Genomic DNA, 20652 nt, shown 5'->3' with positions numbered 1-20652 from the left:
TTCGCCACACCGAGCCGCCGCTGTCAACGCCAGAGCGGCGGGTCCAAGGCCGAGGGCGGAAAGCAAAACGTGGCACCGAATACCGCTGGTTGCTCGAATCGATGTCATGCATCAAGATAAGGCGTTGCCCCGAACTTGCGCGCGGGCCAGGATGAGGGATCTCACCGACATGTCGATGCCAACCGTCATCGGGTTTTTGCTCAGCCTGCTGCTGTTCTTCGGTGCGATCGCCTTATCGACCTCGAATCTCCATATCTTCCTTCACCTGACCGGATTCATGATGGTGATTGGCGGTACGCTGGCGGCGACGCTGGTGGCGTTCGAGGCCCGCTACGTCAAGCAAGCGCTGGCACTGCTGCGAGCGATTTTCTTCTCGCCCAAGATCGCCCGCGAAATGTTGACCAACGAAGTCGCGCGGGTCATCCGCTGGGGCTATCTGGTGCAAAAAGGCGGGATCACCGCGCTGGAAACCGACACACGCAATCTGAAGAACCAAGACGCCTTCCTCGCCTTCGGGATCAATCTGGTGATCACCGGCTATACCGGCCCCGAAGTCCGACAATTGCTGGAAAACCAGATCGAAACGACGTTCCAGCGTCAGATCGTTCCCACCGACATCCTGAAATACATGGCCAGCAACGCCCCCGCTTTCGGCATGATGGCGACCCTGGTCGGACTGGTGGTGATGCTCGACAACATGGGCACCGATCCATCGAAGCTGGGGCCGGGCATGGCGGTCGGCTTGCTCGGCACCTTGTACGGCGTTCTGTTCGCCCGAATGGTGCTGACGCCAGCGTCCAACAAAGCCCATCAGCGAGAATCGATCATCCGCTTCCGTAACATGCTGGTGGCGGAAGGGCTGGCCCTGCTGGCCGAACGGCGCAGTCCTCGCTTCATCCAGGACGCAATGAATTCCTACCTCGATCCCAAGATCCATTTCGACATCGACAAGATCCGGCGATAGAGAAGGAGGGCCAGAGCGATGAGCCGGTTCGAGAAAAAGAACGAAGAGCCGCTGGAGGACTGGCTGCTCTCCTATGCCGACATGATTACCCTGGTGATGGCCTTTTTCATCATCCTGGTCTCGATGTCGAAGATCGATGCCAACAAATATGAAGAAGTGCAATCCGGGATGGCCCGCGATATCGGCAACCGCGAGGTCACCAAGCCGCTACAGGATCTGCGGAGCGAATTGCTCGGCGCGGTCGCGGGCGCCGGGGTTGACGAGGCGATCGATATCGGTCGCGACGATCGCGGCGTCGTGCTCAACCTCGCCAGCGGAGCGATGTTTCAACCCGGATCGGCGGATATCCGGCCCGAATTCCGCCCGGTGATGAAGGAGATCACCACCACCCTGGGCCAGCCGCGCTTCACTGGCTATCAGATCGAAATTCAGGGCCATACCGACGATGTGCCGGTTCGCACCCCTCAGTTTCCCAGCAATTGGGATCTGTCGGCCGGACGCGCCCTGGCGACATTAAAACTGATGAACGAACAAGGCCTCGACGCGGCACGCATGAAGATCTCCGCCTACGCCGACACCGCGCCCCGCGTCCCCAACCACAGCGAGACCGGACGCGCCTATCCCGAAAATCAGGCGATCAATCGCCGCGTCCAGATCCACGTTTACCCACGTTAAAGCCTTGATGCCACGTCAGGCGCAAAACGAGACTTTAACGTCGCCAGGACTCGATCACGATCCGCTGCCCCAACACCGGCAGGCGATAGAGGTGGCGTAAGCCCTTGACCGTCAGCGACGCCTGGAACATATGCGGCGCACAGCTATTGTCGGCGAACATGTCCCAATGACAGGGAATCGCCAGGGCAGGACCGACGCGGCGGATCAGTTCGGCCGCCTGCCAGTGCGATAGATTGGCATAGCCGCCATTGATCGGCACGCACACCGCATCGGGCAGATGCTTCAGCCCGGCCTCGGCCAGCAGATCACACCACCCCGTATCGCCGGTAATCCACAGCTTCGGCCCACTGCCGGCCTGGATCAGCAGCCCGACATGAGTCAAATCGCCCGCATCGGTGGGCAGAGCGAAGGTGCCGGTCAGACGCAGATCGCCCCGCTCGATCATCCGGTTGGGCCAGAGTATGTCGTAATCCTCTTCGCCGATTCCCGCCTGGGCAAACACCGTCTGAGTGTCGCCAGGACCGATGAACCCACGCACCCGCCCCGAAGCGGCGCAGGGAGCCAACGTCTCGGGATCGGCGTGATCGTGATGGGAATGGGTGCAGATCAGCAGATCGGCTTCCAGTTCTGCGGGCGCGATCGGCACGGGAACTTGGCGGGCGAGATCAAGCCCGCGCCACGACGGATTACAGGAATCCGACAAATAAGGATCGATGGCGAAGACAATCCCGCCGGGCGATTTGACGATCCAACCGTTCTGCCCGAGAAACCACAGCGCCAGACTGTCCGGTTCGACCTGGGTCTCGCGGATTTCAGCCACCAAACCCGACATGAGAGCCCCCGATCAAGTCACGTCCGGGCAGTATCGAATCGAATCCGGGCAGTTCCAAGCGAAAGCGGAAGCCTAATCGTCGTGCATACCCCGGCGAGAGATCGGCATGTCGCGATGGATGTAGGCGCTCATCACCAAGCCCCAGCCAAACAGCAGGGACAGCATCGCGGTGCCGCCATAGCTGATCAACGGCAGCGGCACACCGACCACCGGCACCAATCCCATCACCATCGCGATATTGATGAAGAAATAGAGGAAAAACGTGGTGGTAATGCCGTGCGCCATCAGACGCCCGAACTGCGACCGGCAACGCAGGGCAATGGCATAACCGAACGCGATCAGCATCGTATACAGCGTCAGCAGCACCAGCCCGCCCATCATCCCCCATTCTTCGGCGAACATGGTGAAGATGAAATCGGTCTGTTTTTCCGGCAGAAAGTTAAGGCGGCTCTGGGTGCCGCTCATGTACCCTTTACCGAACACCCCCCCCGACCCCAGTGCGATCTTCGACTGAGTGATGTGATAGCCCGCGCCCAGCGGATCATCCTCGGGATTGAGGAAAATCAGCACGCGCTTTTTCTGGTATTCGCGCAGGAACTCCCAAGCCAGCGGGACCGCCGCCAACCCGGAAACCAGAACCAGGACGAACTTCCACATCCGAACCCCGGCCATGAAGAACACCGCTCCGGCCGACATCACCAGCATCATCGCGGTGCCGAGATCGGGCTGTTTCAGCACCATCGCGGCAGGCAGCATCACCATGATCAGCGGCGGAATCAGGAACAGCGGACGGCCGATCTCCTGAAGCGTCGCGCCATGGAAATAACGGGCCAGCGCCAGAATCAGGGTGATTTTCATGATTTCCGAGGGCTGGAGCTGGATGAATCCAAGATCGATCCAGCGCTGCGCCCCCATGCCAATGGTGCCCTTGACCTCGACCAGCAGCAGCAAAACGGCGGCAACCGCATAAAAGATATAGGCATTGCGGACCCAGAAACGCAGATCGACCATCGCCACCGCGACCATGATCAACATTCCGACGATGAAGCGGATGATCTGCTTCAACGCCCACGGATCAAGCGATCCTCCGGCTGCGGAATACAGAGTGGCAAAGCCGATACAAGCGACAGCGGCCAGCAGCGCGATCAGCGACCAGTTGAGCTGAAGCAGCTTTTCCCGCAACGACATCTCGGTGCGGTTGAGCCGAAGCGGCATCCGGGGCAGGTTGAGCATCAGAACCTCCGGAAATCAGGCGGGGGTTCGGGCGCACCGTCCGCTTCGGCGGTACCGCGAGCCAGATCCCGCTTCTGTACTTCCAACATGATGTCACGCGCAATCGGTGCCGCCACCGCCGAACCGCCACCGCCATGTTCGACCACCACCGCGATCGAATAACGCGGATTCTCCTCGGGAGCATAGGCGACGAACAGCGCGTGGTCGCGTTCCTTCCACGGCAATTGCTCGTTCTTCTTCACCCCGGTCTCGCGCTCGCGCATCGTGATGCGGCGAACCTGAGCACTGCCGGTTTTGCCCGACAGCCACATTCCCTCCTGGGTGATGCGGGCCTTATAGGCCGTGCCGCCCGGCTCGTTCGACACCGCGAACATGCCTTTCCGCACGATCGCCAGCGACTGACGCGATACTTCCAGACTGGGCCACTCGGGCGGGGGGCGGGGATGAACGCTTTTTTCCACCACCTGATCGCGGGCGACATGGGGCACCACGGCATAGCCGCCATTCGCGATACGGGCAGTCATTACCGCCAGTTGAATCGGAGTCGCGGTGACATACCCCTGACCAATCGCATTGATCAGAGTCTCGCCAGGATGCCACGGCTGCTTCAATGCCTTCCGCTTCCAGGCGCGGTCGGGGATCAGGCCGCTCCGCTCGGACGGCAGATCGACCCCTGTCGGCGACCCCAGGCCAAAGCGACGCGCCATTTCGGCAATCTTCTCGAACCCGACCCGGCGGGCCACTTCATAAAAATAGACGTCACAGGAATTCTTGAGGCCGCTGATCATATCCTGGGCCCCATGCCCCTCTTTTTTCCAGCAATGGAATTTGATGCTGCCAAGTTGCATGTGGCCAGTACAGAGCACCCTCATATCGGGAGTGATATCGCGGGATTCTAGCGCCGCGATAGCGCTCACCAGCTTGAAGGTCGAACCCGGCGCGAACTGCCCGGCGATGACTTTGTTGGTCAGCGGCGAGCGAGGGTTGGAGGTCAATTCCTTCCACTCATCGTTCGACAGACCGCGATTGAACGAGTTCGGATCGAAGGAAGGAGTCGAGGCCATCACGACGATATCGCCGGTCAGGATGTCCATCACCACTACCGCCGCGCTTTCATCGCCCAGACGCTGGGCGGCGTATTGCTGCAAACGGGTATCGAGGGTCAGATTGAGGTCGATTCCAGGTTCGCCCTCTTTGCGCTCCAACTCGCGGTGAATCCGGCCGACCGAATTGACCTCCAGCGACAAGGTGCCCGCCCGGCCGCGCAAGGCCATGTCGTAGACCCGCTCGACCCCACCCTTGCCGATGCGGAAACCGGGCAGTTCTTCCAGCGGGTCATCGGTCAGATCGTTTTCCGACACCGCCGCGACATATCCCAGGATATGCGCCCCCAGACTTTCCATCGGGTAATAGCGGCTTTGGCCGACATCGATCATGATTCCGGGCAAATCGGGGGCGTTAACCTCGACTCGGGCCACCTCTTCCCAGGTCAGGTTCTCGCGCACGCTCACAGGAACGAAGCGACGACGGCGACGGGCTTCCTTGTGGATACGGGCGCGCTCACTCTCGCCGATCGGAATAATCTTGCCCAGCGCATCCAGGGTGTAATCGAGCGATGGCGTTTGCTCGGCCACCACCATCACCCGGTAGTTCTGCTGGTTGATCGCCATCGCGATACCGTTGCGGTCAAGGATCAAACCACGCGGCGGAGCCAACAGGCGGGTGGTGATACGGTTGTCCTCGGCCTGCATTGCGTATTTGTCGGCCTCCATCACCTGGAGGTAATACATCCGCGCCGCCAGCCCGACGATCAGAGTCGCCTTGCCGCCGGCCAACATCATCGCGCGGCGCGAGAACAGCTTGGCACGGTCATTGTCGTGATACATCGGGCGTCTAAACGTCCAGGAGGAAGGCCATCTGGGTCCGTGCCAACACCCAGGTGAGCAGCGGGAAACAGCACAGCGTCATCAAATATTCGAACAGAACCGGAGCGGGATCGACGACCCGACCGACGATCACGCTGACCAGCAGCCAGTTGAGAGCGATAGCTCCGGCGGCAAGCAAGCCGAACGCCCACCACGTCACCGTGAAGGATTTACCGAGAAAGAACCGGCGTTGGGCCGCCGCCGTCCCCTGGACCAAGAGCAGCACCAGGGCATTGGCACCAAGCGGAGTTCCTCCGACAATATCACCCAACAGCCCAATCGCGAAGGCCAGCCAGGCGGGCAGCAAATCAGGACGGTAGATCGCCCAATAATAAACCCCCATCAGCGGCAACATTGGCGCGATGTCGGCAAAGACGGTCAAACGCGTCGGCACCACGGTTATCAGCAGCAGAAAGATGGTGGCAGTCGCTGGAATCAAATGGCGCACCCAGGTGTCCATTCGAACCCAGACCGAGGGCTTCATCACTCCTCCCTCCCCCGCCGACGGCGATCGGGGGGCGAGCGTTCGAACGGCAGGATGCCGCCCAAGCCGTAATCGACGATGCTGACGAATTCTAGTTGGTGACGGCGAGCGAACGGCTCAAGCCGGATCCCGCCCTCGCCGACCGAAACCACCACGCCGACCGGAAGCCCTGGCGGGAATGCCGCACCGGAGGAGGAGGTCACCACCCGGTCGCCGACACTGATCGCGGGATTGCCGACAATGTAATTGAGTCGGGGACGCGCCGAATTGTCGCCGGTCAGAATGGCGCGGGTCCGGGTCGATTCGATCACCACCGGGATTCGGGCATTGATGTCGGTGATCAGCAGCAACCGCGAAGAGCGCTGCCCCACCTCGGCGATATGACCGACCAGGGCTTCGCCCGACATCACCGCCTGCCCCTTGCGCACACCATCGCGCGAACCTGCGGCCAGCAGCATCGAATGACCGAAAGCCGAACCAAGATCGCCGATCACACGGGCGGTAACGAAGGCGGGATCGGGGTCGGGAACGACGTTGAGTTGCTGGTGGAGCACCATCGTCTCGGTCTCCAGCCGCCGCGCCACGGTCTGCCAGCGCATCAACCGGGCGTTTTCCTCGCGCAGACGGGCGTTTTCGGCCCGCAGATTGGCCAGTTCGTGCACGCCTGCGGTAACACGGGCCACCGTCGCCGCCGGACGGGCCATCGCTTCCAGCATCGGAGCCAGAGCATCGACGACCAGAACGCGAGTCTGTTCGACCAAAACGATATCGGCTTTGCCCAGGATCATCAGGGCAAAAGCCGATACAACCAGCATCAAAAAGGCGAAGCGTTGCGCAAGCAGCCTCAACGTCGCGAGACGACCTGCAGCACTCGACTGCTTCACCTCAATCCTCCATGACGAGAGTCTTGCCGCCGTGGTCCTGAACGGCAGCAAAAGACCCTACACCGATAATCCTAGTACATGCTGGTCAGCACGTTCTTCAGCTTGGGCATTTCTTCGAGGGCGCGCCCAGTGCCCAGCGCAACACAGGACAGCGGATCGTCGGCAATCGAGACCGGCAGGCCGGTGGCATGGCGCAGAATGTAATCGAGATTAGCCAGCAGCGCGCCGCCGCCGGTCAACACGATACCCTTGTCAACGATATCGGCGGCCAGTTCGGGAGCGGTGTGCTCCAGAGCGACCTTGACAGCCTCTATAATAGCACCGACCGGTTCGGCCAAGCTTTCGGCAATCTGGCGCTCGCTGATGATCAGTTCCTTGGGAACGCCGTTCATCAGATCGCGACCCTTGATCTCCATGGTGCGGCCCTCGCCATCCTCGGGAGGACAGGCGGAACCGATTTCCTTTTTGATCCGCTCGGCAGAGCCTTCGCCGACCAACAGATTATGGTTGCGACGGATATAGGCGATGATCGCCTCATCCATTTTGTCGCCGCCGACGCGAACCGAACGGGAATAGACGATGCCGCCCAGCGACAGAACCGCAACCTCGGTGGTGCCGCCGCCGATATCGACCACCATCGATCCGGTCGGTTCGGTAACGGGCAGACCGGCACCGATCGCGGCGGCCATCGGCTCTTCGATCAGGAACACGCGACGGGCACCGGCGCTTTCGGCCGATTCCTGGATGGCGCGACGTTCGACAGCGGTCGAACCGGACGGGACGCAGACGATCACCAGCGGACTGGCGAAGGAGCGACGGTTATGAACCTTGCGGATGAAATGCTTGATCATTTCTTCCGCGACCTCGAAATCGGCAATGACGCCATCGCGCAGAGGACGGATCGCCTGGATGTAACCGGGAGTCCGACCCAGCATCATCTTGGCCTCGTCACCGACGGCGAGCACCTTTTTCTTGCCTTTTTCATCGGCGATGGCCACCACCGACGGCTCGTTGAGCACGATGCCGCGTCCCTTGACATAGACCAGGGTGTTGGCGGTCCCCAAATCAATAGCCATATCGGCCGAAAACCACCCCGTCAGGTTCGGAAACATAATCCCTCGCTCAACATCCGATGTCGTTCATGTCGCGCCCCCGAGAGGCCCGTGCCCCCGGTGTCGCGGGTGTTTCATATGTCCCTGATGGCCGCTGCTATATCATGCCAAGAGCGTGTCGGGGGCGGTTTTTTGCCGCTTGACCACAAGTTTGTTCAAAGCATTGACATAAGCACGGGCCGAGGCGACCAGAGTATCCGTTTCGGCACCCTGACCGTTGACAGTTTTACCATCTTCTTCCAGCCGCACGGTAACCTCGGCCTGGGCGTCGGTTCCCTGGGTGACGGCGCTGACCTGATACAATTGCAGCCGCGCATCGTGCGGCACCAAAGCCTTGATGGCGTTGAAAGTTGCATCGACCGGGCCGTCGCCGGTGGCGCGGACGTGACGGAGTTCACCATCGACGGTCAGTTCCAACTCGGCCGAGGGCGGGCGATGGCGGGTGCCGCACAGCACTTCGAGCGAGACAAACTTAATCGTGTCGTTGCCGCGCACCACCGCATCATCGACCAGGGCGACGATATCCTCGTCGAACACATCCTTCTTGCGGTCGGCGAGATCCTTGAAGCGGACGAAGGCATCCTCGACCGCGCCATCGGGCAAATCATAGCCGAGATCGCGCAACTTGGCGCGGAACGCGGCACGACCGGAATGCTTGCCCATCACCAGACTGGAGCGGACCAACCCGACCGAGTCCGGCGTCATGATCTCGTAGGTCTGGGCGTTTTTCAGCACCCCGTCCTGATGAATACCGGATTCGTGCGCAAAGGCATTCTTACCGACGATTGCCTTGTTGGGCTGGACGGAAAATCCGGTGATGGTCGAAACCAGCCGCGAAATCCGGGTAATCGCCTCGGTGCGAATGCCGGTCTGATAGGGCAGACGGTCGGCGCGGGTGCGCAACGCCATCACCACTTCTTCCATCGCGGCATTCCCGGCGCGTTCGCCCAAGCCGTTAATCGTGCATTCGATCTGACGAGCACCGGCAGCGACCGCCGCCAGCGAGTTGGCCACCGCCAGCCCCAGATCGTTATGGCAATGAACCGACAGGATCGCCTGATCGATATTGGGCACCCGGTTGATCAGGAGCGCGATCAAGCCGGCATATTCGTCGGGAACGGAATAGCCCACCGTATCGGGGATGTTGATCGTCTTTGCCCCGGCCTTGATCGCAGCCTCGACACAGCGACACAGAAAATCGGGTTCGGTCCGCGATCCATCTTCGGCAGACCATTCAACATCGTCGGTCAGAGTGCGCGCCAGGGCCACCGAGTCCGACACCCGCGCCAGCACGGTTTCCGGCTCCATCTGAAGCTTGTACTTCATATGCAGCGGACTGGTGGAAATGAAGGTATGGATTCGCCCGCGCGCCGCCGGACGGATTGCCTCGGCGCAGCGCTCGATGTCGCCGCGGGTAGCACGGGCCAGACCGCACACCACCGAGTTCTTTACAACCCGAGCGATTGCCTCGACCGCCACGAAATCGCCGTTCGAGGCGATGGGGAAACCGGCTTCGATCACATCGACGCCCATATCTTCCAGGGCCAGTGCGATGCGCAGTTTTTCATCCTGGTTCATCGACGCACCGGGCGATTGCTCGCCATCACGCAACGTCGTGTCGAAGATGATGACTCGGTTACGATCCATGTATTTGTTTGACCCTGTTCGTCCGCCGGCAGCCAAGAACTCGATTGTTCTGTTGCCAGACGACAAGGAAGTCCGTTTTCCGTCGTCCTGTCAACAGATCATAGACCGCCAAAGCAAGGCGAAACCGCATTTTGCGATTGCCGGAACGATGGCCCATGACCTACCAGTTGGCTCCGGTCGAACAGACAGGGGAGTCGCGGACGGATGATCAGAGTCGAGGCGGCAGTGAAACGCTATGGCGCCCTGCCCGCGCTGGACGGAATCGACCTCGCGATCGGTGCAGGCGAGGCATTTGGCCTGCTCGGCCCCAACGGCGCGGGCAAGACCACTCTGGTGCGGCTGCTCGCGACCCTGGCCAGCCCGGATTCGGGCCGGTTATCAGTAGGCGGACACGATACCGTCACCGCCGCCGCCGAGGTCAAACGGTTGATCGGGGTGGTGTTTCAGGAAAACAACCTCGACCGCGATCTGACTCCGCGTCAAAACCTGTCCTTTCACGCCCGGCTGCACCGGGTCGATGCGGTGGAGGAAACCGTGACGGCGATGCTGGTGCGGTTGGGGCTGACCGAGCGCGCCGACACCCCGGTCAACGGCCTGTCGGGAGGAATGCGGCGGCGATTGGTGATCGGTCGCGCTCTGCTGACCCAGCCGCGCGTGCTGCTGCTGGATGAGCCGACCACCGGATTGGACCCCGCCATCCGCCGCGATTTGTGGACGCTGATCCGAGACATCCGCGACCAGGGCTGCACCGTGATCCTGACCACGCATTACGTCGAAGAGGCCGAGCGGCTGTGCGGCCGGGTCGGCATCATCAATCGGGGCAAGCTGGTCGCAAGCGGCACCCCGGCCGATTTGACCGCCCGCTTCGGTGCCGAACGATTGGAAGACGTGGTGGTGGCGTTGACGACGGGAGACCCGGCATGACTCCGCTCTCCGGGGCCGGTCCGATCTTTTGGCGCGAGATGCAGCTCTACCGCGCCAAGCTGGCCCGACCGACTTTCGTCGTCTCGGCGCTGGTAACGCCGCTGATGTATCTGGTCGTGTTCGGACTGGGATTGGGGCGGCAGGTCCGGATCGATGGCGGCGATTACCTGACCTTTCTGGTGCCGGGACTGATGGGGATGGCGGCGATGCACAACGCCTTCACCTGGGTCGCCAGCGGTATCAACATCGCCCGCTTTTATCACCGCACCTGGCAAATCATCATGCTGGCGCCGGTCTCACCGCTGGCCGTGGTCGCTGGCACCGTCGCCGCCGGAATGGCGCGAGGATTGTTCGCCGCGACTCTGGTCGGGCTGGTTGGGCTGGCCGCCGGTTGGCGGCCCGATCCGACCGGCGTCATCCCGCTCGCTCTCCTGCTCGAAACTGCGTTGTTCGCGGCTCTGGGGCTGGTGATCGGACTGAAGACCCGCAGCACCGAAGAGCACACCACCTACACCAACTTTCTGATCACCCCGATGGGATTTTTCTGCGGCACATTCTTTCCACTGGCCAGCCTGCCCTCCTGGCTGTCCGCCCCGTTGCGCCTGCTGCCGCTTACCCACGCCAACATCGCGCTGCGACAAGACGGCTTCAACGAGGCGGCCCTGACCGCCCTCGGGCTTCTGGCTCTATTCGCCGCTCTGCTGCTGGGCTGGGCCGGGCGGATGGTCTCTCACTACCGCGAATAGAACGCGCCTTGCCTTAAACGAAAACAGGGCGTCTGGAGGACTTACTCCAGACGCCCTGTCGTCACGCGCCACCAAACGCGCTTTTGCTTACAGCGTGAACACCGTGCGCAGACCAAGGATGACGGCATCCTTGATCGTCTCGTTGTTGGAATCGACGTGATCGCGGCTTCCGCCGGGATGCATGATGTACTGAGCATCCGGGACCAGGGTCCACCACGGGGTGACCTTGTAGCGATAGCTGACTTCCAGCATCGTTTCGTAATCGTGATCCTTGGCGGTGCTGCGCCCTGCGGCGCGGAGATCACCGTCCAGGCTGGCGAGGCGATCGCTGGCCCCGGCATACGCGAAGCCGATCGCGGCAACGTCGTCGTCACGCCCCTCGAAGGTACCCTTCAGAACCAAGCCGGTATCGACGTAGTAAGGAGCCTGATTGCGATCGTCGGGCATCACAGTGCCACGAACGAAGAAGCCCAGACCGCCACCGGTATCACCGGGGCGACGCCACAGCATCTGATCGAGGATCGCATAGGCAGCCCAATTGCCGCGATGGCGCTGGGCCGGGGTTCCATCGGGCATAAACGCCAGCGATTCCCCATTCTCGGCATAGCGCAGATCGTTATAGCTGTGATTGTGGTACCAGCCGCCGACCTTGATCATCGTGGGAAGAGCCTTGGCGTCCTTCTCCTGATTGATCCCGTATTGGACCTCACCGAACCACGTCGGCGCTTCCAACGAGAAATCGGTACCACTCGAATTACGCCGGGCGGGGTCATCGGAACGGGAATCCGCCGCGCCGGGAGCGGTATCGCCGCTGAACACCGCCGCCAGAATCGCCAAGTTTTCGGTCGGCTTCACTTTCACACGTGTGCCGGGGCCGGAAAGCGGATAACCGCCACCACCCGGATAGTTAAGAGCGAAGGAGCCGGGCCATCCAAACGGACTACCGATCAGGTTGGCCGCATATTCGGAATTGAAGAATTCTTCCTGCATCGGCACGACACCAGCCTTCAACGACACCATGTCGTCGAAGAAGCTCTGCTGCAACCAAAGCGCAAAAAGGCGGGTATTGGGTGCGGTCTCGATATCTCTGGACGGAATCCAGTTTTGCAGGAAATTAGCGCTGAGCGACCGGCCATGCGTGTAAAGGCCGGTGAAATGGAACAGGCCACCCTGCCAGCCGACCGCCTTTTCCAAGTCGGCTTCGACATCGGCCTGAAGCAAGCCCGAGGCCACAGCGCGCTGCCGAAGACCGCCGCTGACATTGCCCAATGCCTCGCCGGTATAGGTCGCGGACACCGTGATGCCCTTTTCCTCCAGGTTGGAGCGCACACCGCCCCAATCGCCAGTCAGAGTGTCGCGTCCCCAAAAACCCGCGCCTCCCTCTTCCTGAGCCATGGCCGGAGTCGTCGCCAAGCCGCCCATTACCGCAGCAAGCCCCAGTAGAGCGCGAACGCCGGTCTTACCGGGGCGCTCCTTGTCCGTCGCCGCCGGACCCGTTCCATTGTGTTGTTGCATCAGCTCCTCGCCCGATTGATCGCGAATGATATCCGTTCTCACTCACAGCCTTCTGTAACAAACGCCTGTTCAAGGCCGCAACAAAATAAGGGCCATACCGCGATTAATATATGCCTTATGCATAGGAAGGGGTAAAAATACAGCGAGCATCGCAACGCATCCCATATTCCAAAATCAACACGGCCGGCGGTTTATCCCCGGCAAGCGGGGAGGAACCGGATGATGCACATGACGATCCGAATGCGTTTCATCGTCTTGTGGGGACTGGGGTGCATAGGTCTGACCGCCCTCGGTGGGATCATTTTCTACACCAACCATACCGTCGACCATGCCCGGATCGAGCTCGAACACAAATTCGCCGATGGCTCGTTGCTGACCCAGGCTCGGATTGATCTCTTGACCCTGAATTTGGCGGCGATGGACGCAATCGTCGATCGGAACGAGGGAGAAGTCTCGCCGCAGCGCCTTGCTACTCTGACCGAATCCGCCCGCAAGTTAGCCGAAGCCACCAAATCTGCCGAAAAGGTCCTCGATACCCCCGAAGAACGCGCCGCCGCCGCCACCCTGACCACCGATGTCGCCCGTCTGCGTACTCTGACGGTCGAGGAATTGCCCCGCGCGATCCGCAGCCGCGCCGATGAAGCAGTCTTCGCCCACCTGGACGATGAGATCGATAACAGTGGGTCAAGGGTGCTCGCCGCGCTTGAAGTTCTCGATCGGACCCTGGAAGGCGAGGTCGTAACCGGGTTCAAAGCGGAAGAATACGCCTTATCCGATACGTTCACCCTGGGGGCGTTTGTTTATGTCGCGGTGATCGTGGCGTTCTCGCTGCTGGCTTGGCTGATCGCCAAAGCGGTCCTGGTTCCACTCGGCCGCCTGACCAAGGTGACCGAGGCTCTTGCCGCAGGCGACCGGACTGTCGAAATCGATCGGCACGAACGCGCCGACGAAATCGGCGCCCTGATCCGCTCTGTCCGGGTCTTCAAGGATGGGCTGATCCGCGCCGACCGGCTCCAGGCCGAACAAGAGGACGCGAAAGAGCGGGCTGAAAACGAGCGCCGGGCTGAATTGTCCGCGACCGCCGACCGTTTCGAACGAGGAGTCAAAGGCGTCGTCAACACCGTGAATCAGGCGGCGCGGCATCTGCACGACATCTCGCAAACCTTGGCAAGCGCCTCAAACGAGGCCGATGGCCGGGCCTCCGATCTGGCCAGCTCCGCCGCAATGACCTCCAGCAATGTCGAAACGGTCGCGGCGGCTGCCGAGCAATTGTCCGCTTCAATCGGCGAGATTGCCAGTCAGGTCCAAAAATCCTCGTCGATCTCGCGCAAGGCGGTCGAGGATGCGCAACGGGTCGATTCTATGGTGAAGCAATTATCCGAATCCGCTCGCCGGATCGGCACCGTGATCAACCTGATCACCGACATCGCGGCCCAGACCAACTTGCTTGCTCTTAACGCCACGATCGAGGCCGCCCGCGCTGGAGAGGCCGGAAAAGGCTTCGCCGTCGTCGCCAACGAGGTCAAGCACCTCGCCAACCAGACCGCACGGGCCACCGAGGAAATTTCAACCCAGATCGGAGCGGTTCAGGGAGCCACCGACGATGTGGTTGGCGCCATCGGAGCCATCGCCGAGGTGATCGAGGACATCAACGGGATCTCGTCCGGGATTGCCTCGGCGGTCGAGGAGCAATCGGCGGCAACGGCCGAAATCGCCCGCAGCATCCAACAGGCCGCCACGGGAACCAGCGAAGTCACCAGCACGGTCGGAATGATGGGCGGCATCGTCGAACAGGTCCATTCCGGGTCCGAGGATCTGTTGCAAGCGGTGTCGGCTCTGGCCACCAATTCAGCGACCCTGGCCCGCGAGGTCGATGACTTCCTGGCCGGAATCCGCGCATAGCGAGATGCGGCCCCCCCTCCCCTCTTCCATCTGGAAGAGGGGAACCGGAGAACCCGGTCTTACCGTCCAATCACCAACGTCGCCCAGCCATCGACGAGGATACGTTTCTTCAGCCGCAACCCCTGTGCCTCATGGCACGCCATCACGCGGCGTTCCTGACGCTCCAGCAGGCCAGACAGAACCGCCAACCCGTTCGGAGCCAGATGGGCGGCAAGATCGGGGGCAAACCGGCATAACGGCCGAGCCAAGATGTTCGAGAACACCAGATCGTAAGGCGCACCACGGGCAACCAGGGGATTGCGATACCCATCGCTGACACAAGCGCGGACCCGCGCACCGACGTGGTTGTTGTCGGCATTGGCGGCCATCACCCGAACGGCGGGCGGATCGATATCGGTGCACAGCACCTTCGGCGCCCATACCTTGGCGGCGGCGATCCCGAGAATCCCCGACCCTGCGCCCAGATCGAGCACCCGCAAACGGCGGCGGCGGCGGACCAGCATGTCGAGGGCCAGCAGACAGCCCCGCGTCGTCGCGTGTTCGCCCGAGCCAAAGGCGGTCCCGGCATCGATTTCGATCGCGACCGAGCCTTGTGGCGGTTTGCCGCGCCAGTGCGAACCGTGAACGAAGAACCGTCCGGCGGAAATCGGCGGGAAGTCGCGCAAATTGGCCAGCACCCAATCGATGCCGGGCACTCGCTCGATCTCAAGCGGCGGCACATCGATTCCGTTGGCGGCAGCGACAGCCGACAACCCGGCGATCACAACCGCACGGTCGGGCGGCGTGCGGGAGAAGCCTTCGAGGAACCACAGGCAATCGCCGTCGGACATGCCGGTGCGGTCTTCCATAAACATCGTCACCGCTTCGGCATAGAGGTCGAACACCGCTTCGAACGGTGCCAGAGTCTCGGGGGTGACGGTCAGGCGCAAGCGCCAGATCTCGGGAAAGGCGGGGGGCATCGTAAAAAGTCTCCGTGGTCACAAGGCAGTGACGTAGCTGTCGATCAGGGTGCGGATTCCGGCTCCGTCGAAGGCGACGCGAAGGGTGTTGCCCTCGACCGCCAGAACAGTGCCATCGCCGAAACGGTCGTGAGTCACCCGAGCACCCGGCTTGAAGGCGCTGGCGGGACGAACGGACGGGGCGGAGGCCGCCGCCCCGGTTCGGCGAGACGAGTTGGTCCAGTTCGCACGCGGCTCGGCCAGAGGCTGCGTGGAATAACCCGAATAATCGGTCGGAGCACCACCGGCGAACAGGCCGCGATCGGCCTCGCGCTTGACGTCGGACTCGGGCAGTTCGGCGAGGAAACGACTGGGAAGCTGAGTCTTCCACTGATTATAAACGCGGCGATTGGCGGCAAAGCTGATCAGCACGCGCCGCCGCGCTCGGGTCAGGCCGACATAGGCGAGACGGCGTTCTTCCTCCAACCCCTTGTCGCCGCTTTCTTCCAAGGCACGGAGGTGAGGGAAAATCTCTTCTTCCCAGCCGGGCAGAAACACGCTGTCGAATTCCAACCCCTTCGCGCCATGCAGGGTCATGATCACCACCCGGTCGCCCTCGGCCTTGGCGTCGTTCTCCATCACCAGGGCGACATGTTCGAGGAACGCGCCCAGCGAGTCGTATTCGGCGATCGCCGAAACCAGTTCCTTCAAATTATCAACCCGGCCGGGGGCGTCGGGAGCCTTATCGGCTTTCCACATCGCGACATAGCCGGATTCGTCCAGGATCGTCGCGGTCAGTTCGTCCTGCGGCATACTCCCCAACACCGCACGCCACCGGCCGATATCCTCGACGAACGCGGTCAGCGCCTTGCGCGGCTTGGGCTTCAGGATGTCGGTCCCGACCAGACGACGGGCGGCTTCAAGCAGCGGCAGATCATGCTCGCGGGCATACAGAGCGACCTCGCGCAGCGCCGCTTCGCCCAGCCCGCGCCTGGGGACATTGACGATTCGCTCGAAGGCCAGGCCATCGGTCGGCGATTGCACCAGCCGCAGATAGGCCAGGGCATCGCGAATTTCGGCCCGTTCATAAAAGCGCGGGCCACCGATCACCCGATAGGGAACGCCGGTCGCGATCAGCCGTTCTTCGAACTCGCGGGTCTGAAAACCGACGCGGACCAGAATCGCCATGCTGGCCAACGGCTCGCCCCGACGCTGATAAGTCTCGATCGTCTCGACCACCAGCCGCGCCTCGGCCTCGCCGTCCCATACCGCGCGGGTGTGAATTTTCTCGACCCGCTCGGGATCGTGCTCCAGTCCAGGGCGCAGGGTCTTACCCAGCCGTCCGCCATTATGGGCGATCAGACCCGAGGCGGCGGACAGGATATGCGGGGTCGAGCGATAATTACGCTCCAGCCGCACGATCCGCGCGCCGGGAAAATCGCTCTCGAAACGGAGAATGTTGCCGATCTCGGCCCCGCGCCAGGAGTAGATCGACTGATCGTCGTCGCCGACACAGCAGATATTGTGATGCTGCCGCGCCAGCAGCCGCAGCCACAAATACTGGGCGACATTGGTATCTTGGTATTCATCGACCAGCAGATAGCGGAAGCGCTCCTGCCACGACCGCAACACCGCCTCGTCCGACAGGAACAGAGTCAGGACGTGCAACAGCAAATCGCCGAAATCACAGGCGTTCAGGCTTCTCAGCCGCTGCTGGTACAGCCGATAAAGTTGGACCGCCCGCCCCCCGGCCAGATCGCCCGCCTGCGACGTGCTGACCTTATCGGGGGTCAGCGCCTGATCCTTCCAGCGCTGAATCGCCCCCATCAGCGCCTGGGGCAGCGTCGATTTGGGATCGATGCGCTCATCCTCCATCACCCGCTTCAGCAAACGGAGTTGGTCGTCGGCGTCGAGGATAGTGAAGTCCGAGGCCAACCCGACCGCTTCGGGATGACGGCGTAGAATCTTCAGACACAGCGAGTGAAAGGTGCCCAACCACAGATCGTTGGCCACCGGGCCGACCAGAGCGGCAACGCGCTCGCGCATTTCGCGGGCGGCACGGTTGGTGAAGGTCACCGCCAGACACTGCCAGGGTTGCGCCCGGCGCGAGGCCATCAATTGCGCCAGCCGCGCCGTTAGAACCTTGGTCTTGCCGGTTCCGGCCCCGGACAAAACCAGCAGCGGACCGTCGAGAATCGTCACCGCCGCCAGTTGCTCGGGATTAAGCCCGACCAGCCAAGGGGCATCGGGCGGCACCGGAACCGGACCGGCAGCAGCGGGGGAAAACGGCGGCGGCGAGGCCGCGTCATCATCAAGGGCGAAGGGATCGGTCATGCGGCCGAATATTGGCCGAACCCGCTCGCCGCCGAAAGCACGAAATCGTCCCCGGTGCGAAGCCGCGAAAATCCGTGGCGGGACACGGGCGGGAGGGGTATGGTTCGCGGAACCGGAACGGCAGACCGCTCCCGATCTCTGGCATTTGCCAGATGGATTGGAGACCTGTATGGTCCGCCGCCAGTGATATTTCCAGCTCGCGAAAGCACACGGGGAACTCAAATGCGCGTCTATTATGACCGGGATGCCGATGTCAATTTGATCAAGGGCAAGAAGGTTGTCGTCGTTGGCTACGGCAGCCAGGGCCACGCCCACGCCCTCAATCTGCGCGATTCCGGCGTCAAGGAAGTGGCCGTGGCGCTGCGCGCCGGTTCGACCTCCATTAAGAAGGCCGAGGCCGAGGGCCTGAAGGTTATGACTCCGGCCGAAGCCGCCGCCTGGGGCGACGTGGTGATGATCCTCACCCCCGACGAGCTTCAGGCCGAGCTGTACTACGCCGATCTCGCCCCCAACCTGAAGCAGGGTGCGGCACTGGTCTTCGCTCACGGCCTCAACATCCATTTCAAGCTGATCGAGGCGCGCGCCGACCTCGACGTGTTCATGGTCGCCCCCAAGGGCCCCGGCCACACCGTGCGCGGCGAATACCTGAAGGGCGGCGGCGTCCCCTGTCTGGTTGCGGTTGCTCAGAACTCGACCGGCAACGGCCTTGAGCTGGCTCTGTCCTATGCCTCCGCCATCGGCGGCGGTCGGTCCGGCATCATCGAGACCACTTTCCGCGAGGAATGCGAAACCGATCTGTTCGGTGAGCAGGTTGTGCTGTGCGGTGGTCTGACCAAGCTGATCCAGTACGGCTTCGAAACCCTGGTCGAGGCCGGTTACGCGCCGGAAATGGCCTATTTCGAATGCCTGCACGAAGTGAAGCTGATCGTCGATCTGATCTATGAGGGCGGCATTGCCAACATGCGCTACTCGATCAGCAACACCGCCGAATACGGCGATTACGTCACCGGCCCGCGCATCATCACCGAGGCGACCAAGGCCGAGATGAAGCGTGCCCTGGAAGACATCCAGTCCGGCCGTTTCGTCCGCGATTGGATGCTGGAATGCAAGGCCGGTCAGCCGAGCTTCAAGGCGACCCGTCGTATTCAGTCCGAGCACCAGATCGAGGCGATCGGCGAAAAGCTGCGCGCCATGATGCCCTGGATCGCCAAGAACAAGCTGGTCGATAAGTCCAAGAACTAAGCTATCCGTTTATTCGGATCGTGTTCGGAAAAGCCCCGGCGGAACACCGCCGGGGCTTTTTTCGTATTCGGTGCCCGGATCACTGGAGAGGGTGATCGCGATCACAGATTCGCCACGATCCTGGCGTCACATTGTCTTCGGTCCCCTCCAGATCGAAGAGGCCCCCCGATGAGACCAATTGCCATCGTCCTCGCCACAACCTTGATCCTGATCGGTGTCACCGGTTGTTCCGACATGAAACGGTGGGAACAACGCGCCTTGTCAGGCGGCGCCATCGGTGCGGCTGCCGGCGGCGGTATCGCGTATGTCGCTGGCGGACCTGTACTGGGTGCCGCTCTGCTGGGCGGCGCGGCGGGTGCCGCGATCGGCGGCTTGACCGCCGATAACGGTGGTTCGCACAAGAAATAACGGCCCGCCTTCCCTTCGTCTGCGTTTCGTCGGATCATCAGGAACCGTTCGAAGCAGGAGACGAAGGATGGCGACGCGACGCAATGTGCTGTTGGGAACCCTCTCCACCGTGTTTGCTGGGATTGTAACCTCCCCGGCACGGGCTGCCGCGTCGGCTCCGGTGCGAATCGTCGCATTCGGCGATTCGCTCACCGCGGGCTATGGCCTGCCCGCCGATGCAGCAATGCCGGTACGGTTGGAGCGGGCGTTGCGCGCCGAAGGGCGGGATGTCCGGCTGATCAATGCCGGGATTTCGGGTGACACCACCGCCGGAGGTCTGGCCCGGCTGGACTGGGCTCTCGCGGAAAAGCCCGATCTGGCGATCATTGAACTGGGTGCCAATGACGGGCTGCGCGGGATCGATCCCAAACTGACCGAGGCGAATCTCGACGCGATCCTGACCCGGATGAACAAAGCCGGAATTGGGGTTTTGCTGGCAGGAATGCTGGCCCCCCCCAATTACGGCCGCGATTTCGAGACAGCTTTCAACGCCGTGTTCCCCCGCCTCGCCAAAGCTCATGGCGTCGTGTTCTATCCCTTTTATCTCGATGGTGTCGCGGGAAAGCCCGAGCTGAACCAACCCGACGGACTGCATCCTACTGCGGCCGGAATCGACGTCATCGTCGCCCGCATCCTGCCCTCGGTTCGCACCCTGCTCGACCGCTTTGCCGCCCGCACAGCGGATCGTTCTCGCTAACCCTGCGCTCCGCCACCCGAGACTCGGCCATCGAATCGGTTCACTCTGTTCCCGGTCCTTTGGATTGCGACCGGCTGACCACATATTCGCCGAGAGCAGAAAAAGCCGCGCGGGGCGACTTGTCGGACGCCGATGCCTTCGGTTAAAGTCC

The 20652-nt window shown here is 62.0% G+C and carries 18 protein-coding genes; 8 read left to right on the top strand and 10 right to left on the bottom strand.

Annotation, left to right across the window (positions count from 1 at the left end):
* The first annotated feature begins 169 nt into the window (after positions 1 to 169).
* The gene (locus PHAMO_RS16200) at positions 170 to 964 is read left to right on the top strand and encodes a motility protein A (protein ID WP_002730936.1); all 795 of its coding nucleotides are present in this window, start codon (positions 170 to 172) and stop codon (positions 962 to 964) included.
* Positions 965 to 982: 18 nt separating this feature from the next.
* Positions 983 to 1639: an OmpA/MotB family protein gene (locus tag PHAMO_RS16195; RefSeq protein ID WP_002730927.1), complete on the top strand. Its 657-nt coding sequence runs from the start codon at positions 983 to 985 to the stop codon at positions 1637 to 1639.
* Positions 1640 to 1673: 34 nt separating this feature from the next.
* Here PHAMO_RS16195 and PHAMO_RS16190 read toward each other — a convergent pair whose 3' ends face one another.
* From PHAMO_RS16190 to PHAMO_RS16160, 7 genes are all read right to left on the bottom strand, one after another.
* Complete coding sequence (locus tag PHAMO_RS16190; RefSeq protein ID WP_002730925.1) at positions 1674 to 2471, bottom strand: MBL fold metallo-hydrolase; 798 nt, start codon at positions 2469 to 2471, stop codon at positions 1674 to 1676.
* Between the two features lie 72 nt (positions 2472 to 2543).
* Complete coding sequence (rodA, locus tag PHAMO_RS16185; protein WP_002730923.1) at positions 2544 to 3704, bottom strand: rod shape-determining protein RodA; 1161 nt, start codon at positions 3702 to 3704, stop codon at positions 2544 to 2546.
* The gene (mrdA, locus tag PHAMO_RS16180; RefSeq protein WP_002730921.1) at positions 3704 to 5590 is read right to left on the bottom strand and encodes a penicillin-binding protein 2; all 1887 of its coding nucleotides are present in this window, start codon (positions 5588 to 5590) and stop codon (positions 3704 to 3706) included. The genes rodA and mrdA overlap by 1 nt, the downstream gene beginning before the upstream one ends.
* Positions 5591 to 5597: 7 nt before the next feature.
* Entirely contained in the window at positions 5598 to 6113 is a 516-nt protein-coding gene (gene mreD / locus PHAMO_RS16175) for a rod shape-determining protein MreD (RefSeq protein ID WP_002730919.1), read from the bottom strand.
* Positions 6113 to 6997 carry a rod shape-determining protein MreC gene (gene mreC / locus PHAMO_RS16170; RefSeq protein WP_002730917.1) on the bottom strand — a complete coding sequence of 295 codons (885 nt, stop codon included), beginning with the start codon at positions 6995 to 6997 and terminating at the stop codon, positions 6113 to 6115. Before mreC ends, mreD begins: the two co-directional genes overlap by 1 nt.
* 71 nt (positions 6998 to 7068) lie before the next feature.
* Positions 7069 to 8109 carry a rod shape-determining protein gene (locus PHAMO_RS16165; RefSeq protein ID WP_002730915.1) on the bottom strand — a complete coding sequence of 347 codons (1041 nt, stop codon included), beginning with the start codon at positions 8107 to 8109 and terminating at the stop codon, positions 7069 to 7071.
* A 102-nt stretch (positions 8110 to 8211) separates the two neighbouring features.
* Entirely contained in the window at positions 8212 to 9756 is a 1545-nt protein-coding gene (locus tag PHAMO_RS16160; protein ID WP_002730913.1) for a 2-isopropylmalate synthase, read from the bottom strand.
* Between the two features lie 204 nt (positions 9757 to 9960).
* Between PHAMO_RS16160 and PHAMO_RS16155 the strand changes: the two genes are divergently transcribed.
* Positions 9961 to 10680: an ABC transporter ATP-binding protein gene (locus PHAMO_RS16155; RefSeq protein WP_002730911.1), complete on the top strand. Its 720-nt coding sequence runs from the start codon at positions 9961 to 9963 to the stop codon at positions 10678 to 10680.
* Positions 10677 to 11426 carry an ABC transporter permease gene (locus PHAMO_RS16150; protein WP_002730910.1) on the top strand — a complete coding sequence of 250 codons (750 nt, stop codon included), beginning with the start codon at positions 10677 to 10679 and terminating at the stop codon, positions 11424 to 11426. The genes PHAMO_RS16155 and PHAMO_RS16150 overlap by 4 nt, the downstream gene beginning before the upstream one ends.
* A gap of 87 nt (positions 11427 to 11513) precedes the next feature.
* Here PHAMO_RS16150 and PHAMO_RS16145 read toward each other — a convergent pair whose 3' ends face one another.
* Entirely contained in the window at positions 11514 to 12983 is a 1470-nt protein-coding gene (locus PHAMO_RS16145) for a carbohydrate porin (protein WP_002730909.1), read from the bottom strand.
* A gap of 186 nt (positions 12984 to 13169) precedes the next feature.
* Here PHAMO_RS16145 and PHAMO_RS16140 point away from each other — a divergent pair, with 186 nt between their 5' ends.
* Complete coding sequence (locus tag PHAMO_RS16140) at positions 13170 to 14843, top strand: methyl-accepting chemotaxis protein (protein WP_162136968.1); 1674 nt, start codon at positions 13170 to 13172, stop codon at positions 14841 to 14843.
* 59 nt (positions 14844 to 14902) lie between these two features.
* On the opposite strand, the gene PHAMO_RS16135 is transcribed toward PHAMO_RS16140, so the two are convergent.
* Together PHAMO_RS16135 and PHAMO_RS16130 are read right to left on the bottom strand one after the other, a co-directional pair.
* Positions 14903 to 15802 (bottom strand): 50S ribosomal protein L11 methyltransferase, encoded by a 900-nt coding sequence (locus PHAMO_RS16135; RefSeq protein WP_002730907.1) that lies wholly within the window; start codon positions 15800 to 15802, stop codon positions 14903 to 14905.
* 18 nt (positions 15803 to 15820) lie between these two features.
* On the bottom strand, positions 15821 to 18115 hold the full coding sequence (locus tag PHAMO_RS16130) for an ATP-dependent helicase (RefSeq protein WP_002730906.1): 2295 nt from the start codon (positions 18113 to 18115) through the stop codon (positions 15821 to 15823).
* A 222-nt stretch (positions 18116 to 18337) separates the two neighbouring features.
* Between PHAMO_RS16130 and ilvC the strand changes: the two genes are divergently transcribed.
* From ilvC to PHAMO_RS16115, 3 genes are all read left to right on the top strand, one after another.
* Positions 18338 to 19357: a ketol-acid reductoisomerase gene (ilvC, locus tag PHAMO_RS16125; protein ID WP_002730905.1), complete on the top strand. Its 1020-nt coding sequence runs from the start codon at positions 18338 to 18340 to the stop codon at positions 19355 to 19357.
* A gap of 168 nt (positions 19358 to 19525) precedes the next feature.
* On the top strand, positions 19526 to 19765 hold the full coding sequence (locus PHAMO_RS16120) for a hypothetical protein (RefSeq protein ID WP_002730904.1): 240 nt from the start codon (positions 19526 to 19528) through the stop codon (positions 19763 to 19765).
* 67 nt (positions 19766 to 19832) lie between these two features.
* Positions 19833 to 20501, top strand: a complete 669-nt coding sequence (locus tag PHAMO_RS16115) for an arylesterase (protein ID WP_002730903.1) — start codon at positions 19833 to 19835, stop codon at positions 20499 to 20501.
* Positions 20502 to 20652 lie beyond the last annotated feature (151 nt).

Source organism: Magnetospirillum molischianum DSM 120 (assembly GCF_000294655.1).
Lineage (GTDB): Bacteria > Pseudomonadota > Alphaproteobacteria > Rhodospirillales > Magnetospirillaceae > Phaeospirillum > Phaeospirillum molischianum.
This window is presented reverse-complemented; position numbering and strand designations above follow the sequence as displayed.

What these genes read in the sequence shown, in the direction of transcription:
- PHAMO_RS16200 (WP_002730936.1), top strand. Translation starts at nt 170, where the DNA reads ATGTCGATGCCAACCGTCATCGGGTTTTTGCTCAGCCTGCTGCTGTTC.
- PHAMO_RS16195 (WP_002730927.1), top strand. Translation starts at nt 983, where the DNA reads ATGAGCCGGTTCGAGAAAAAGAACGAAGAGCCGCTGGAGGACTGGCTG.
- PHAMO_RS16190 (WP_002730925.1), bottom strand. Translation starts at nt 2,471, where the DNA reads ATGTCGGGTTTGGTGGCTGAAATCCGCGAGACCCAGGTCGAACCGGAC.
- rodA (WP_002730923.1), bottom strand. Translation starts at nt 3,704, where the DNA reads ATGCTCAACCTGCCCCGGATGCCGCTTCGGCTCAACCGCACCGAGATG.
- mrdA (WP_002730921.1), bottom strand. Translation starts at nt 5,590, where the DNA reads ATGTATCACGACAATGACCGTGCCAAGCTGTTCTCGCGCCGCGCGATG.
- mreD (WP_002730919.1), bottom strand. Translation starts at nt 6,113, where the DNA reads ATGAAGCCCTCGGTCTGGGTTCGAATGGACACCTGGGTGCGCCATTTG.
- PHAMO_RS16165 (WP_002730915.1), bottom strand. Translation starts at nt 8,109, where the DNA reads ATGTTTCCGAACCTGACGGGGTGGTTTTCGGCCGATATGGCTATTGAT.
- PHAMO_RS16160 (WP_002730913.1), bottom strand. Translation starts at nt 9,756, where the DNA reads ATGGATCGTAACCGAGTCATCATCTTCGACACGACGTTGCGTGATGGC.
- PHAMO_RS16155 (WP_002730911.1), top strand. Translation starts at nt 9,961, where the DNA reads ATGATCAGAGTCGAGGCGGCAGTGAAACGCTATGGCGCCCTGCCCGCG.
- PHAMO_RS16150 (WP_002730910.1), top strand. Translation starts at nt 10,677, where the DNA reads ATGACTCCGCTCTCCGGGGCCGGTCCGATCTTTTGGCGCGAGATGCAG.
- PHAMO_RS16140 (WP_162136968.1), top strand. Translation starts at nt 13,170, where the DNA reads ATGACGATCCGAATGCGTTTCATCGTCTTGTGGGGACTGGGGTGCATA.
- PHAMO_RS16135 (WP_002730907.1), bottom strand. Translation starts at nt 15,802, where the DNA reads ATGCCCCCCGCCTTTCCCGAGATCTGGCGCTTGCGCCTGACCGTCACC.
- PHAMO_RS16130 (WP_002730906.1), bottom strand. Translation starts at nt 18,115, where the DNA reads ATGACCGATCCCTTCGCCCTTGATGATGACGCGGCCTCGCCGCCGCCG.
- ilvC (WP_002730905.1), top strand. Translation starts at nt 18,338, where the DNA reads ATGCGCGTCTATTATGACCGGGATGCCGATGTCAATTTGATCAAGGGC.
- PHAMO_RS16120 (WP_002730904.1), top strand. Translation starts at nt 19,526, where the DNA reads ATGAGACCAATTGCCATCGTCCTCGCCACAACCTTGATCCTGATCGGT.
- PHAMO_RS16115 (WP_002730903.1), top strand. Translation starts at nt 19,833, where the DNA reads ATGGCGACGCGACGCAATGTGCTGTTGGGAACCCTCTCCACCGTGTTT.